The sequence below is a fragment of the Streptomyces olivochromogenes genome (assembly GCF_021538895.1).
In the GTDB taxonomy this organism is placed as follows: domain Bacteria; phylum Actinomycetota; class Actinomycetes; order Streptomycetales; family Streptomycetaceae; genus Streptomyces; species Streptomyces olivochromogenes_A.
Genome location: NZ_JADDRL010000006.1, coordinates 138,159 through 153,262, shown reverse-complemented (window position 1 = coordinate 153,262; position 15,104 = coordinate 138,159). Strand labels below are relative to the sequence as shown.

Below are 15,104 nucleotides of genomic sequence, written 5' to 3'. Positions count from 1 at the left end.
GTGGTGCGCACGGTGACCGTGCCCCTGCGCAGCCCGTCCACGCGCGCCGTGACCTTGAGCGCGCCGGGCTCGGTGCCGGAGCGGACGATCGCGAGGGCCCTTCCGTGGAAGGCGGTGCGGGTGCTCGCCTGGTAGCGCTCGGCGCTCTCCTCGCGGCCGTTGTCGACTCCGGCCAGGGAGCCGCCGGTCACCTCGAAGGCGATGAGGTTTTCGGCGTCGGGGACCACGACCCCGTGGGCGTCGACGATGTCGGCGGTCACGAAGACCAGCGAACGGCCGTCGGCGACGAGGGAGGAACGGTCGGCGGTCAGGCGCACGGCGTGCAGGGCACCGGCGGTGCGCAGCACGTCCGTCGCGACCACCGTGCCGCCCCGCCGGGCCACCGCCTTCAGCTCACCGGGTTCGTAGGGCACGTTCCAGGTGAGGTGCAGTTTGCCCGCGCTGCCGTTGGGGCTGGTGTAACTGCCCGGGTAGGGGCCGCCGGTGACCGTCCTGTCGTCGCCGGTGGCCTCGGTGGTCTCCAGATAGGCGCGGCCGTCGGTGGTGTGCTTGGTGTCGAACTCCCTGGTGCCCAGGGACCGTCCGTTGAGGAACAGCTCGACGGTGACGACGTTCGCGTACGCCCACACCTGGACCGTGTCCCCCGGCTCGTGGTTCCAGGTCATCGGCACCAGGTGCACCATCGGCTCGGTCGTCCACCGGCTGCGGAAGAGGTGGTACATGTCCTTGGGGAAGCCGGCCGTGTCGACCGCGCCGAAGAAGGACGCCTTGACCGGGAAGACGTCGTACGGCGTGGGCTCGCCGATGTAGTCGATGCCCGACCAGAGGAACTGTCCTGCGAACCACTTCCGGTCCCGGTCCTTCTTGTGCCCGTACTCGCCGCTCATCGTCCAGGAGGCGAGGTTGTTGTCGTAGGAGGAGGTGGCGCGTCGGCCCGGTGTGTGGTTCTCGCCGGTGTTCAGGTGCTCCGGCTCCTGGTACGCGCCCCGGGTCGAGGTCTCCGACGAGGACTCGGACTCGAAGAGGAACAGGTGCGGGTAGGCCGCGTGCAGGGCGTCCACCGACCGGGCGGTGTTGTAGTTCAGGCCGAGGCCGTCGAGCTTGGCGAGCATGAGGTCGGCCGCCGAGCCCTTGGCCGGGACCGAGTGGTACTTGTTCGAGCCGATCACGACGGGGCGGGTGTCGTCGGCGGCCTTGATCGCGCCGATGATCCGGTCGGCCATCGCGAGCCCGGCCGTCCTGGTGGAGTCCGGGATCTCGTTGCCGATGGACCACAGCACGACGGCGGGCGAGTTGCGGGCGGCGAGGACCATCTCGGTGGCGTCCCGCTCGCACCACTCGTCGAAGAACCGCCCGTAGTCGTAGGTGGTCTTGCCGGTCCGCCAGCAGTCGAAGGCCTCCACCATCAGCACGATGCCCAGTTCCTCGCAGGCCTGGATCATCTGCGGCGAAGGCGGGTTGTGCGAGGTGCGCAGGGCGTTGACGCCCATCGACTTCATGAGGGTCATCTGTCGGCGCACCGCGTCGATGCTGATCGCCGCGCCCAGCGCGCCGAGGTCGTGGTGGAGGTCGACGCCCTTGACCTTCGCGGGGACTCCGTTGAGCGAGAAGCCCTCGTCGGGATCGAAGCGGTACGTGCGGATGCCGAACATGGTGCGGCAGGCGTCGGTGAGCGTGCCGCCGACGCGGAGTTCGGTCTCCAGGGTGTAGCGGTGCGGCGCCTCGAAGTCCCACAACGCGGGCTTCACGACGGTGAGTTCATGGGCCGCCTCGGCCCGGTCCGCGACCGTGACGGTGGAGGACGTACGGGCGGCGGTACGTCCGTCGGGGCCGACGATCCGGGAGCGGACCTCGATGTCGGCGCCGGCGCCGGACTCGCCGACCACCGAGGTGCGCACCCGCACCACGGCCCGCTCGGCGGTGATGTCCGGCGTGCTGACCCGGGTGCCCCACCGAGCTACGTGCACGGGCTCGGTGACCAGGAGGCGGGCCTCGCGGTAGATGCCGCTGCCCGAGTACCAGCGGCTGCTGGGCAGCCGGTTGCGGACCCGGACCGCGAGGACGTTCTCGGTACGGCCGTCGGTGTGCAGCGCAGCGGTGAGATCGAGGGCGAAGCCGGTGTAGCCGTAGGGGTGATGGCCGACCTCGGTGCCGTTGCAGTAGACGTACGCGTCCATGTAGACGCCGTCGAACTCCACCCGGATTCGCCGGCCGGCGTAGCCGGGCGGCAGGGTGAAGGCGATCCGGTACCAGCCGAGGCCGCCCGGTAAGAACCCGGTGCCGCTCGTCGTGCCGTGCTCCGTGGTGGGCGTCCGCTCGATGCTCCAGTCGTGGGGCACCGCCACCCGGCGCCAGGCCGAGTCGTCGTACCCGGGGTCGGCGCAGGCGTCGGTCGGGTCGGCGCTCCCGTCCGGGTCGACCAACGCGAAGCGCCAGCCGTCCCGCAGCGGGATCGTGCGGCGCCCGCCGGCATCACCGCCTCCACCTCCTCCACCTCCCTCCCCCGACGCCCCGGCCGCCCACGCGCCCGGAACTCCTGGCAGCGCTCCGGCCGCCGACGCTGCGGTGGCGGCGACCACAACCGATCTGCGAGTGACCGTCATGACGGCTCTCCCTCATCAGGGCCCAGAAGTACTCACAACTCATCGCGAACAAACAGATTCTGACGGAGTACCACACCGGGCCGTCAAGAGTGCCGTCACCTGCGCCTGACCCGCGCCCGACAACGGCCGAATCGGCCTCTTGACCAGCCGGGCGGGTCGCTCATAGTTGCCCTCCGCGCGCGGGCCGGACGGACTAGGCTGGAACACAAGTGACTCGCATGTTCACTGTGAGTGTGCGCTCGGGAGTGGCGACGATGAGCCCGGTCTATCCGTTCGACGATGCGGCTACGGCCCGGGCTGTCATCGACGACGACGGTGTCCTGGTCGCGTGGAACGAGGGGGCTCGTCGGCTGCTCGGCCACACGGCCGCAGAGGTCGTGGGCCGCCCCGCCGCGGAACTGCTGGCCGGCAGTGGCCGCCTGGTGCCCGCCGGACCGCGCTGGACCGGGACGGTCGATTTGCGCCACCGCGACGGTCATACGGTGTCGGTGTGGGTGCTCGCCCACCACCGCCCGCCGCACGACGACCGCCCCGCCGACTGGCTCGTCGTCACGCCGCTGGAGGCCGGCACCGCCCCCGCCCCGGACGACCCACTGTCCAACGCCGCCCTGATCCAGGCGCCGTGCGCGGTCGCGCTCTACGACGACCGGCTGCGGCTGCGCACGATGAACGAGGCGATGGAAGCGGTGATCGATCTCTCCTCGGAGCGCACCCGGGGGCTGCGGGCCTCGGAGATCGGCGGCAAGCCGCAGAGCGAGGCCCTCGAACGGGCCCTGCTCCGGGTGCTCACCACCGGCCTCCCCGTCGACGTCCAGGCGCACCTGCCCGCCGCCGGCGAGGAGCGGCCGCACTCCTGGCTGGCCCGGATGGCCCCGATCACCGACGCACAGGGCCGGGTGCGCGGCGTGTGCCTGGCGGCCCACGACTTCACCGACAACTACCGGGCCCGGGAGCGGCTGCAACTGGTCAACACGGCGAGCGTGCGGATCGGCAGCACCCTCGACGTCACGCGGACCGCCCAGGAGCTGGCGGAGGTGTGCGTGCCGGTGCTCGCCGACTTCGTCCGGGTCGACCTGCTGGATCCGCAGGAGAACGGCGCCGAGCCGCCGGCGCGGATCACCGCGCCGGTCTCTCTGCGCCGGGCCGCGCACCAGTCGGTGCTCCAGGACACCCCCGAGGCGGTGATCAAGCCGGGGCACATCGCGGTCTACCCCGCCACGTCCCCGCAGGCCGCCTCCCTCATGGCGGGCCGCACGATCGTCGCCTCGGTGCCCTCCGACCTGGAGCAGTGGCTGGCCGCGGACACCGCGCGGGGCGAGCGGGTGCGCGAGTTCGGCATCCACTCCGTGATGTCCGTGCCGATCCGGGCCCGCGGCCTGACCCTCGGGGTCGCGGTGCTCGCCCGCCACCGGCGCCTCGAAGCCTTCACCGAGGACGACGTGCTGCTGGCCGAGGAGATCACCGCCCGCGCCGCGGTCTGCGTCGACAACGCCCGCCGCTACTCCCGCGAGCGCGAGACCGCCCTGGCCCTCCAGCGCAGCCTGCTGCCCCGCACGCTGCCGCGCACGGCCGCCGTGCGGGCCGCCTCCCGCTACCTGCCGGCGGCGCGCGCCGGGGTGGGCGGCGACTGGTTCGACGTGATCCCGCTGTCCGGGCTGCGGGTCGCCATGATCGTCGGGGACGTCGTCGGCCACGGCATCGAGGCCTCCGCCACCATGGGCCGGCTGCGGACGGCGGTGCGCACCCTCGCCGACATCGACCTGGCCCCGGACGAGTTGCTCACCCACCTCGACGACCTGGTGGTCCGGCTGTCCGAGGAGGCGGGCGGCGCCGGCAGCCCGGGCGAGGTGGGCGCGACCTGCCTGTACGCCGTGTACGACCCGGTCTCGCGGCGCTGCACCCTGGCCCGCGCCGGGCATCCCGCGCCGGTGCTGGTGCCGCCCGGCGAACCGCCCCGGCAGCTCGACCTGCCGCCGGGCCCTCCGCTCGGGTTGGGCGGGCTGCCCTTCGAGAGCATCGAGGTCGAGCTGCCCGAGGGCACCGTGCTCTCCCTGTACACCGACGGTCTGATCGAGACCCGGGAGCGGGACGTCGAGGCCAGTCAGCGGCTGCTGTTCGGGGCGCTCGCCGCGTACACGGAGTCGCTGGAGGAGACCTGCGACCGGGTGCTTGCGGCCCTGCTCCCGCCGGGCGGTGCCCAGGACGACGTGGCCCTGCTGCTGGCCCGTACCCAGGGGCTGCCCGCCTCCCAGGTGGCCACCTGGGACATCCCGGCCGATCCGGCGCTGGTCGCCCCGATCCGTAAGCAGGTCGTGGAGCAGCTGGACACCTGGTCGCTGAGCGAGGCCGCGTTCACCACGGAGCTGGTGGTGAGCGAGCTGGTCACCAACGCCATCCGGTACGGCTCGCACCCCATCCGGCTGCGGCTGATCCACGACGCGGCCACGCTGATCTGTGAGGTTTCCGACACCAGCCACACGGCCCCGCACCTGCGCCGGGCCAAGACCTGGGACGAGGGCGGCCGCGGGCTGCTCCTGGTCGCCCAGCTCACCCAGCGCTGGGGCAGCCGGCACACGGCGGAGGGCAAGACGATCTGGGCGGAGGTGACCCTGGTCGAGGAGGAGTAGGCCCGGTCATCCGGGAGAAAGGCCGGGTCAGCCGGCCGTCAGCCAGGGCCGCACCTGCTTGCGCGCCTCGTGCAGCCGCGACTTCAGCGTGCCGAGCGGAATGCCGACCCGCTCGGCGACCTCGGCGTACTCCAGCTGGCAGATGTCGCGGTAGACCAGCGGCGCGACCAGGTGCGGATGCTCCCGCTCCAGCCGGTCCAGCGCCTCCAGCAGGTCCACCCGGGAGCCGGCGATCACGCTGGTGGTGCGCGGGTCGACGTATGCGGACGGCTCGATGGCAGCGGGCTGCTCCGCGGCGCGCCGCTTGAGCTCGCGGTACTTCTGCCGGGCGCAGTTCGCGACGACCGTGTACAGCCAGGTGCTGAAGCGGCTGCGGCCCTCGAAGGTGGATATCTTCCGGGCGACCTGGAGCAGCACGTCCTGGGCGGCCTCCTCGGCGTCCTCCCGGCAGGGCAGAAAGCGCCCGCAGCGCCGCACGACCTCGGGCCGGACCTCGGAGAGCAGCCGGTCCAGGGCCGCCGGGTCGCCCGCGGCGGCCCGCCGGGCGAGGTCTTCGGTCAGCGCCGCGTCGTGCACGCCAGGTCCCCCTCGGAGTCGATCTCAGGCCAGGCATGATAGTCGCATGCACTCCCCGGAGCGGATCGGCCGCTACCGTCTCGAACGGCCTCTGGGCACCGGCGCCTTCGGTACCGTCTGGCTCGCCCACGACGACGTACTGCAGGCCCCGGTGGCCGTCAAGGTGCTCGCCGACAACTGGTCCCACCGGCTCGACATCCGGGACCGGTTCCTGTCCGAGGCGCGGCTGCTGCGCAAGGCCGACTCCAAGCGGGTCGTGCAGGTCTACGACATCGGTGAACTGCCGGACGGCAGGCCGTACTTCGTGATGGAGTACGCCGACGCCGGCACCCTCGCCGACCGGCTGAACGCGGGCCCGCTCCCGGTCCCCGAGGCGCTGCGGCTGACGGCGCAGGCCGCCCGGAGCGCGGCGGCGCTGCACGAGGCGGGCATCGTCCACCGGGACATCAAGCCGAGCAACATCCTGCTGCGTACGGGGCCGGGCGGCACCGACCGCGTCCTGCTGGCCGACCTGGGGCTGGCCAAGAGCCTGGCGCAGGCCTCGGGGCTCACCCTGGCCGCCGGCTCGGCCGGCTACCAGCCGCCGGAGCAGGCCGAGCCCGGCGAGGGCATCGACGCGCGGGCCGACGTGTACAGCCTGGGCGCGGTCGGCTACGAGCTGGTCACCGGGACGGTTCCGGCCGCGCCGGGCCAGGTCGTACGCCCGCAGCGGCTGCGTCCGGAGCTCGGTGACGACGTGCAGCGCGCCCTGATGCGGGCGCTGGAGCCGGACCGCGAGCGGCGCTGGCCGGCCGCCCGGGACCTCGCGGACGAGCTGGACCGGCTGGCCGCCCGTGCCCCGGCACGCCGGACGCGCCGGACGCGCCGCAGGCTCGACGGCGTCAGAAGGAGACTCAACGTCGTCACCCTCACCGTCGCGGCGGTCCTCGCGGCCGGGGGCGCGGCCGTGGCGGTGACCCTGATGCACCACGACTCTCCGGCCGACTCGGTCCGGGTGTCGGACGCCACCGGCCGGATCGCGGCCGTGGTGCCCGCGGGCTGGGGCCGTCAGCTGCGCGACTCCGGATGGAATCCGCGGGCCCTGGGCCTGGGCTCCGGGCAGGAGCCCGGGCTGGAGGTCGCCGACGACCTGGCGAAGTGGCCGGATCTGACGGCTCCGGTGAACGGCGTGTTCATCGGCCTGAGCGAGCACGGCGATGTCACCGCCCGGGTGAACGCCCTCGCCCACTCCGGCTGCCACTACGCCGGAAACCGCGCCTTCACCAGCACCGACTGGCACGGCCGGGTCCGCACCTGGAGCGGCTGCGCGGACGGCGGCTCGATAGCGGAGGCCGCGCTCGCCCCGGCGTCCGGCGCGAAGCAGCCCCAGGTGTACGTACAGGTGCGCCGGCACGGTCACGACGACGCAACCGACGGAATACTGCGCTCGCTCCGGGTCACCTGAGGGCAAAGACGGTAGAAAAAACCGAGCGGGCCGCGAACCTTTCCGGTGGCCCGTGCATCGGAGTCCCATGACGGCGCACACGGCGCCGCGGGCGCGCGCCACACGCGTGTCCTGAAGATCCAGGAGTCAGACATGGTGCACACACCCCGGTCCTTGCAGCGCGGGGCCCTGCTCGCGGGTTCGGTCGCCGTACTGGGCCTCCTGACCGCCTGCGGCAGTGCCACGACCCAGACCCAGCCCTCGAAGACGGCGTCGGGCCCGGCGGCGCCGGCGACCGAGAAGCCGGAATCCTCCGCCGCACCCGCGTCCGACACCGGCTCGACCCCGACCGGTGCGGCCGCGTCCGCCGCCCCCACGACGACCGGCTCCACGCACAGCGGTACGGCCGGCGCGGCCCTGAGCACGCGCTGCCACACCTCCGAGCTGAGCGCGACCGTGGGCCGCAACAACCCGGGCGCGGGTCAGGAGAACTTCCCGATCGTGCTCACCAACAAGTCGTCGCGCAGCTGCACGCTGCGCGGCTATCCCGGCGCCGCCTTCGTCAGCGCGTCGGGCAGTCAGCTCGGCCCGGACCCCAAGCGGTCCTCGGGCACCCCCGTGACGGTCACGCTGAAGCCCGGGAAGAGCGCCTGGGCGGGGCTGACCTTCTCCAACCCCGAGATCAGCGGCGCGAAGACGGCGACGCCCGCCTCGCTGCTGGTCACCCCGCCGGACGAGCGGGACCACCTCACGGTCAAGTGGACGGCGGGCGAGGTGCCGGTCTCCGGCAACGCCTCCTCCGTCTTCCTCATGGTGTTCGGCCCCGGCACGGGCGCCTGAACCACCGGTCCCGGACCCCGCTGCCCTCTCCCCCCGGGCAGCGGGGTTCGTCATGTCGCCGTCCGGTTCCCCGGCCCGAGTGTCACAGGACGGCAACAGCCCTCGATCGCTCCGATCTTTCCTGCGGACCCGCCCATCGAATCCCTCGACCACACGGCACACAGGCTCCGCATGGGGCCGCGACGAGGAAATCGGGGACGAACATGAGCGGCATCTCACGCAGGCGTCTGCTGACCGCGGGGGCGACGGCGGGCGCGCTCGGTGCCCTTTCGGCCTGCTCGGCCGGAGGCTTGTCCGTGGGCGGCGAGAGCCCCGAGGAGGGCGGGCACACCACGCAGGCCGCCCCGCCGGTGAAGCTCATCGGCGACGGCTCCACCGCGGACACCGGCGCCCAGCCCAAGCAGCCGAAGGCCGTACGGATGAAGCCGGGGACGCGGCCGCCGCAGTTCGTGGTGTTCTCCTGGGACGGCGCGGGCGAGATCAGCAACCAACTCTTCTCGCGGTTCCGCAAAGTGGCCGCCGACCACGGCGCGGCGATGACCTTCTTCCTGAGCGGCATCTACACGCTCCCCGAGTCCAAGAAGACCCTGTACCACCCGCCGCGGCACGCCGTCGGCGCCTCCGCGATCGGCTATCTCGCCGACCGGCACATCCACGCCACGATCCAGCAGGTCCGCTCGGCCTGGCTGGAGGGCCACGAGATCGGCACGCACTTCAACGGCCACTTCTGCGGCGCGGACGGCGTGCGCAACTGGACCGGCGCCGAGTGGAAGAGCGAGATCGACCAGGCCGTCCGCTTCGTCACCGAGTGGAAGACCAACACCGGCTTCACCGACCTCGACCCGCTGCCCTTCGACTACCGCAAGGAGCTGATCGGCGGCCGCACCCCGTGCCTGGAGGGCCAGACCGCGCTGCTGCCCACGGCGGCGGCGCTGGGCTGGAAGTACGACGCCAGCTCCCCGGGCGGACTGCAGGTCTGGCCCGGCAAGGTGCAGGGCGGCCGGATCTGGGACTTCCCGCTGCAGTCCATACCCTTCTCCGGCCACTCCTTCCAGGTCCTGTCGATGGACTACAACATGATGTACAACCAGTCCGCCGGTAACCCGCTGGGCGACCGCTCCCAGTACGACACCTGGCGCACCCAGGCCCGCGACACCTACCTGGCCGGCTTCCGCCGCGCGTACGAGAGCAACCGCGCGCCCTTCTTCATCGGCAACCACTTCGAGCGCTGGAACGGCGGCATATACATGGACGCCGTCGAGGAGGCCATCGGCCGGATGGCCGAGCACGACGAGGTGCGGTTCGTGTCCTTCAAGCAACTGGTGGCCTGGCTGGAGGCCCAGGACCCGGCGGTCCTGCGCAAGCTGCGCACGCTCTCGCCGGGCCAGGCACCGCAGGGCGACTGGGCGCAGTTCCTGGGCGCGGCGGGGACCACGTGAGTCCGCGCGCGCCGTACCTCAACGACCGCCGCGGCCACCGCCCGAGCCATAGTCGTGGTGGTGGTCCCAGCCGCCGTCCCGGCCGTCCGGGTAGCAGGAGTACGGGGAGTAGTCGCAGGGGTCGGCCGAGCCGGATCGCGACGGTGCGGGCCGCGCGGTCGGCCCGCTCGCCGAGGGGCTCGGCGACGGGGTGTGCGTCGCCCCGGGAGCGGAGCCGGTGCCGGCGGCCGGCGACGGGGTGCTCTCCGCGTCCCAGTTGACCGCCAGCATCTGCAGGTCGGGCTTGGAGGTGTCGATCGTCCAGTACTGGACGGGGGTGTCGGCGCGGGTTTTCAGGACGAGGGCGCCCGCGCCGTCGGTGGCGGCGGGGGTGAGGGCCAGGTCGCGGTTCCAGCGCGGTACGAGCGCGCCCTTGGCGGTGAACTCGTAGCGGACGTTCTTCGCGCTGGGCTGGGCCGGGCCCGTGCACGGGGCGAGCCGGACCGAGTAGCCGAGGCGGGAGTCCAGGCAGAGCTCGGGGGCGGCGGCGCTGCGCAGCAGTCCGTTGGTCTCGTACGTCCACTGCCGGCTCGCCGCCGAGGAACACTTGACGAGCTCGGTCTCCGCGCCCTGGACGGCCTTGCCGCCGACGATGCCGACGCACAGCCCGGACGCGACGTTGCGCAGCCGGCCGCGCACGATGCTCTGGGAGGTCGCGCTCGTCCCGATCCAGGAGGCCCCCGGCGTCGGCGAGCCGGAGCCCGCCCCCGCGCCGGGTTTCCTCCCGGAGGCCGTGGCGCCCTCCCCCGAGGACAGCACGGACCACAGCACCAGCGGCAGCGCCACGAGGCCGCTCACGGCCGCCACGGCCAGCGCGAGGTTGCGCCGACGAGCACGCCGGGCGGCCCGCTGCGCGGAGCGGGGCGATCCGGGGGCCGTACGACGCGAGCCGGTGCGGGGTCCCGGAGCGGAGCGACGGGAGCGGGAGCCAGGGGCCGTGCGGCGGGAACGGAAGTCTGGGGCCGTGCGGTCCGGCTTGTCGCCCGGCGTGGCAGCGGCGGCTCCCGTGGGGCCGAAGGCGTCGGCTGCGTCCGGTCCGGCTGACGTGAACGCGGAGAAGTCCCCCGGCGCCGTATCTGCCGCCGCCATGGACGCGAAGACAGCGCCCATCGCCGACCCGGCCGGCGCCGTGGACGCGAAGAAGTCACCGTCCGCCGATGCTTCGAAGGGCTCGCCTCCGATCGGTGCCGTGGCCGTCGGGTGTGAATGTTCCGGTGCGCCGGCCTGCCCGGTGCCCTCGGCGTATTCGGCCTCTTCGGGGCCCTCGGTCAGTCGCGCTCGCGCCTCCACATAGGCCTGTGCGCCCCAACCGAGTACCGCCTCGGCGAGGGCGACGCCGAGGGCACCGTTGAACCGGTCGAGCTGGTCGGCGGTGTGACTGCAGTGCGCGCAGCCGCTCAGGTGCCGCTGGAGGTCCGGGTCGAGGCCGACGCCGCGCCGGAAGGTCACGTCGAGCATCCGGATGTAGCGCAGGCACTCGTCCTGCGGGGCGAGTTCGCGGTGGACCTGGAGGCATTCCTCGCGCAGCCGGTCCCGGGCCCGGCCGAGTTCGACGCGGGCGCCCTCCTCGTCCAGACCGAGGAGTGCGGCCGGTATGGCGAGCGGTTCGGTCTCGACCTCGCTGTGCCACAGGAGGGCGCGAGCGGACTGCGGCAGCCGCTGGAACGCGCGGGACAGCAGGCGCCGGTTCGCGGGCGGCAGCAACCGGGCCGCCGCACGGTCCCCGGTGCCGGTGCCGGAGCGCAGGTCGGGGTGGAGGAGTTCGCGGCGGCCGTCGGTGTCCCACTCCGCCGCGATGCGCCTGACGGTGACCAGCAGTTGGGGCCGCCAGGCGGAGGTCGGGCCGTTCTGCCGCAGCGATTCCCCGAAGAGCCGGGTGAATGTGGCGGTGGTGAGCATCCCGGCGGCGCGCGTTCCGTCGGTGCACAGCCGTGCGTAGGCGAAGGCCGCTTCCCAGTGCCGGTCGAGGAGTTCACCGACGGGGTGCAGCGCGGGCGTCGTTCCCGTCCACTTCTTGAGTTCGGCACTCAGCTGCTCGTCCGTGACGTCGTACGGCCGGACAGGGGTGGGGGAATTCGAGGGGCCTGCCTCATTCACGGCTGCATTCCTCCGAGACGCAACACAGTATCTAGTCCATACCAATAAACAGAGGGCCGGATCGATCCGGCCCGTACAAGGTTCGGCAGCTCGAACGTCCCCTTCGGCAGCTCTTTTGAAGCCCGAGAGGTTCATCGGAGCGGCCGCGTGCGCGCAGGAAAAAGTAATGGTCCGCGCGCCGACAGCGCACACCTTCGCACAATCCGGCACGCCGGAACAAGAGATCACAACCGGTTTTGCTATTACTCGGCCACGCTGTGCTATTGACGAAATGTCAGTCGATCCCCGCCGGACCCCGCCATCGCCGCAAAACGCTTGGTCATTTGCGCGATCGATACGCCCCCGGCGGCAGCCCGAACCGTTCACGGAACACCCGGTGGAAGTGGAAGGGGCTGGGAAATCCGGAGGCCGCGGCCACCCGTTCGACGGTCAGGTCGCAGCCCTCCAGCAGCCGGGCGGCATGAAGCAGCCGGGCCTCGCGCAGCGCGCGCATCGGCGACCGGCCGGTCTGCGCGGTGAACAGGTGCGCGAACCGGGAGGGCGACAGCGCGGCGCCCTCGGCGAGCGAGCGGACGGTGTGCGGGGCGCCCGGGTCGGCGGCGATCAACTCCTGCGCGCGGAGCACCCGCTCGTCGACGCCGGGGCGCCGATGCCGGCTACCGGGCGCCGGCGGCCGCGAGCAGGACGACCTCCTCCAGCGCGCACAGGGCCAGCTCGCGTGCCGCGCTTCCGTGCGCGACGGCGACCGGGTCGTCGCCCGGAGGCTCGGGGGCGGGCGGCGCGCCGGTGCCGGTCCAGCGCGCGTCGGCGAGCATCCGCCGGAACGCCGCCTCGACCCGGCCGCGCAGGCCGGCGGGGACGCGCGGGACGACGTACAGCCCGTCGTCGACGGCGAACGGGCGCAGCCAGGCCGCCCAGCCCGGCCGCGTGGCGCAGTGCGCCCACCAGAACCGCCAGTGCCGGGCTCCCGGCCCGACCGCGTAGCGGTGCGGGACGCCGGGGGCGAGCACCACCAGGTCACCGGCGCCGGGGCCGGCTCCGGCGCCGCCCTGGCGGACCTGGCCGCGCCCGCCCGTGGTCCAGGTGAACAGCCAACTGTCGGCGCCGCCGGGCCGGTTGACGCCGTAGCCGGGCGTGCGGTCGAAGTGCCCGACGACCACCACGCCCGGCGGCGGGGAGGGGGCGGCGGCCGCGGCGGCAGTCTCGGGCAGGGCCTCAGGTGTCATGGGCATCCTCCGGGCGCGGGCGTCGGTCTAGGTCCTGTCGTCAAACTCCCGTCGTCCGCCCGAAGCGCGGGCCCTGCGGCGTCAGGTGCGTGCTCTGGGGGTCCCCCCGGCCGAAGGCTGGGGGAGTGCCGGGCCTCGTCCCTCGTACTGGACGTACTTGGGTCGGGCCCGGTGCGGCGAGTGGGGGTCCCCCCTGCTCGAAGAGCTTGGGGGAGCGTGCATGGCGTCGCGGGGCAGACGGGAATTTGACGACAGGACCTAGCGTGACGGGCCTGGGTCACCGGAGGCGAGGAGTGCGCGGATGACGGTCACGGACAGCGGCGGGGCCGCCCTCGCGGAGGTACGGCGCCGGTTCGAGGAGGCGGGATTCGCCGTCGTACGCGCGCTGTTCGGGCGCGCCGAGATCGACCGGCTGTGCGCCGAGTTCGCGGCGCTGCACGCGGCCGGTCCCGTGCCCGGGCACTTCGAGCCCCGCGCGCCCCGAGGCGGCGCTCCGGCCGATCCGCTGCTCACCCATCCACGGGTGATGCACCCGCACGAGATCAGCGCGCCGGCCCGGGACGTCCTGCTGGACCCGCGGCTGCGCACGGTGCTGGAGGCCCTGCTCGGGGAGGAGCCGCTGGCCGCGCAGAGCATGTTCTACTTCAAGCCGCCGGGCGCGCGCGGCCAGGCGCTGCACCAGGACAACTTCTATCTGCGGGTGGAGCCGGGCACGTGCGTGGCCGCCTGGGTGGCCTGCGAGGTGATCGACCGGGAAAACGGCGGGCTCCAAGTCGTCCCCGGGACGCACCTCATGGACGTCTTCTGCCCCGAGGAGGCCGACGCGGAGCTGTCGTTCGCCCGGGAGTACGTCCCGCCGCCGCCCGGTCTGAGCGCCGTACCGGTGGACATGGCACCGGGTGACGTCCTGTTCTTCAACGGCAGCCTGGTGCACGGTTCGGGGCCCAACCGTACGGCCGACCGCTTTCGCCGCTCGTTCATCGGCCATTACGTGGGCCGTTCCACGGAGCGGATCGGCGACCACTACCGGACGCTGTCCATGGCGGGCGAGCGGGTTCCGCTGCCGAAGAGCGAGGGCGCCGGTCCGTGCGGCACCGAGTTCGCGCCGCACGGACCCCACTGACCGTCAGTGGCCGCTGATCTCGCGCGGGGTGTAGGGCTGCTCCAGCTCCTCGATCTCCTTCTCGCTCAGCTCCAGTTCGACGGCGGCCACCGCGTCCTCGATGTGCTGCGGCCTGGCCGCGCCGACGATGGGTGCCGCCACGGTGTCCTGGTGCAGCAGCCAGGCGAGGGCGACCCGGGCGCGCGGGACGCCCCGGTCGCCGGCGATCCGGGTCACGGCCTCGACGATCGAACGGTCGCTCTCCAGGTACAGGCGGTTGCCGAAGTTGTCGCTGGAGCTGCGCTCGGTGACGGTGCCCCAGTCACGGGTGAGCCGGCCGCGGGCGAGCGGGCTCCAGGGCAGCACGCCGACGCCCTGGTCCGCGCAGAGCGGCAGCATCTCCCGCTCCTCCTCGCGGTAGAGGAGGTTGTAGTGGTTCTGCATGGAGACGAACCTGGTCCAGCCGTTCAGGTCGGCCGTGTACTGCGCCTTGGAGAACTCCCAGGCGTACATCGAACTCGCCCCGATGTAGCGCACCTTGCCCGCCCGGACCAGGTCGTGCAGCGCCTCCATCGTCTCCTCGACCGGGGTGGCGTGGTCGTAGCGGTGGATCTGGTAGAGGTCGACGTAGTCGGTGCCGAGGCGGCGCAGGCTGTGGTCGATCTCCGTCATGATCACCTTGCGGGAAAGGCCGCCCCCGTTGGGCCCGGGCCGCATCCGGCCGTGCACCTTGGTGGCGAGCACGATCTCGTCGCGGTCGGCGAAGTCCCACAGCGCCTTGCCGACGATCTCCTCACTGGTCCCGTCGGAGTAGATGTTGGCGGTGTCGAAGAAGTTGATGCCCGCGTCCAGCGCCTGCCGGATCAGCGGACGTGACGCCTCCTCGTCGAGGGTCCACTCGTGGACGCCGCGGTCGGGCACGCCGTAGGTCATGCAGCCCAGACAGATCCGCGACACGTCCAGGCCCGTCGAACCGAGCTTCACGTACTGCATCGTTGCTGCTCCTGCCTTCGGGTCGGTTACCACTGGCGAGCGTACGACGCCGTACGGCCCGACTTGACGGTGACAGTGCGCGGGCGCTTGGATCTTTCGGAGTGTCGGCGCGCACCGCGCGGCACCGAGAGGTGCGCCC

Annotated in this window: 9 protein-coding genes and 1 pseudogene; 5 read left to right on the top strand and 5 right to left on the bottom strand. The window is 72.7% G+C overall.

What is annotated here, in order from left to right:
- On the bottom strand, positions 1-2,603 hold a 2,603-nt coding region (locus IPZ69_RS05030; RefSeq protein WP_235452539.1), incomplete at its 3' end, for a glycoside hydrolase family 2 TIM barrel-domain containing protein.
- A gap of 254 nt (positions 2,604-2,857) precedes the next feature.
- Here IPZ69_RS05030 and IPZ69_RS05025 point away from each other — a divergent pair.
- Positions 2,858-5,230 carry an ATP-binding SpoIIE family protein phosphatase gene (locus IPZ69_RS05025; protein ID WP_235452537.1) on the top strand — a complete coding sequence of 791 codons (2,373 nt, stop codon included), beginning with the start codon at positions 2,858-2,860 and terminating at the stop codon, positions 5,228-5,230.
- Positions 5,231-5,257: 27 nt separating this feature from the next.
- Here the strand turns inward: IPZ69_RS05025 and IPZ69_RS05020 are convergent, their stop codons facing one another.
- Positions 5,258-5,806, bottom strand: coding sequence for an RNA polymerase sigma factor (locus IPZ69_RS05020; protein ID WP_235452536.1), 549 nt, complete (start codon positions 5,804-5,806; stop codon positions 5,258-5,260).
- Positions 5,807-5,852: 46 nt separating this feature from the next.
- On the opposite strand from IPZ69_RS05020, the gene IPZ69_RS05015 reads away from it, so the two are divergent.
- The 3 genes from IPZ69_RS05015 (at position 5,853) to IPZ69_RS05005 (ending at position 9,508) form a co-directional block, all read left to right on the top strand.
- Entirely contained in the window at positions 5,853-7,250 is a 1,398-nt protein-coding gene (locus IPZ69_RS05015; RefSeq protein ID WP_235452534.1) for a serine/threonine-protein kinase, read from the top strand.
- 132 nt (positions 7,251-7,382) lie between these two features.
- Complete coding sequence (locus IPZ69_RS05010; RefSeq protein WP_235452533.1) at positions 7,383-8,069, top strand: DUF4232 domain-containing protein; 687 nt, start codon at positions 7,383-7,385, stop codon at positions 8,067-8,069.
- Positions 8,070-8,272: 203 nt separating this feature from the next.
- Positions 8,273-9,508, top strand: coding sequence for a hypothetical protein (locus IPZ69_RS05005; protein WP_235452531.1), 1,236 nt, complete (start codon positions 8,273-8,275; stop codon positions 9,506-9,508).
- A gap of 18 nt (positions 9,509-9,526) precedes the next feature.
- Here IPZ69_RS05005 and IPZ69_RS05000 read toward each other — a convergent pair whose 3' ends face one another.
- Both IPZ69_RS05000 and IPZ69_RS04995 read right to left on the bottom strand, forming a co-directional pair.
- Complete coding sequence (locus tag IPZ69_RS05000) at positions 9,527-11,644, bottom strand: ricin-type beta-trefoil lectin domain protein (RefSeq protein WP_235452530.1); 2,118 nt, start codon at positions 11,642-11,644, stop codon at positions 9,527-9,529.
- 319 nt (positions 11,645-11,963) lie between these two features.
- A pseudogene (locus IPZ69_RS04995) lies at positions 11,964-12,870 on the bottom strand (helix-turn-helix domain-containing protein).
- Positions 12,871-13,171: 301 nt separating this feature from the next.
- Between IPZ69_RS04995 and IPZ69_RS04990 the strand changes: the two are divergent.
- Positions 13,172-13,993: a phytanoyl-CoA dioxygenase family protein gene (locus IPZ69_RS04990; RefSeq protein ID WP_235452529.1), complete on the top strand. Its 822-nt coding sequence runs from the start codon at positions 13,172-13,174 to the stop codon at positions 13,991-13,993.
- 3 nt (positions 13,994-13,996) lie between these two features.
- Here the strand turns inward: IPZ69_RS04990 and IPZ69_RS04985 are convergent, their stop codons facing one another.
- Complete coding sequence (locus tag IPZ69_RS04985) at positions 13,997-14,965, bottom strand: aldo/keto reductase (protein WP_235452528.1); 969 nt, start codon at positions 14,963-14,965, stop codon at positions 13,997-13,999.
- Positions 14,966-15,104: the final 139 nt, after the last annotated feature.

What these genes read in the sequence shown, in the direction of transcription:
- IPZ69_RS05025 (WP_235452537.1), top strand. Translation starts at nt 2,858, where the DNA reads ATGAGCCCGGTCTATCCGTTCGACGATGCGGCTACGGCCCGGGCTGTC.
- IPZ69_RS05015 (WP_235452534.1), top strand. Translation starts at nt 5,853, where the DNA reads ATGCACTCCCCGGAGCGGATCGGCCGCTACCGTCTCGAACGGCCTCTG.
- IPZ69_RS05010 (WP_235452533.1), top strand. Translation starts at nt 7,383, where the DNA reads ATGGTGCACACACCCCGGTCCTTGCAGCGCGGGGCCCTGCTCGCGGGT.
- IPZ69_RS05005 (WP_235452531.1), top strand. Translation starts at nt 8,273, where the DNA reads ATGAGCGGCATCTCACGCAGGCGTCTGCTGACCGCGGGGGCGACGGCG.
- IPZ69_RS04990 (WP_235452529.1), top strand. Translation starts at nt 13,172, where the DNA reads ATGACGGTCACGGACAGCGGCGGGGCCGCCCTCGCGGAGGTACGGCGC.
- IPZ69_RS04985 (WP_235452528.1), bottom strand. Translation starts at nt 14,965, where the DNA reads ATGCAGTACGTGAAGCTCGGTTCGACGGGCCTGGACGTGTCGCGGATC.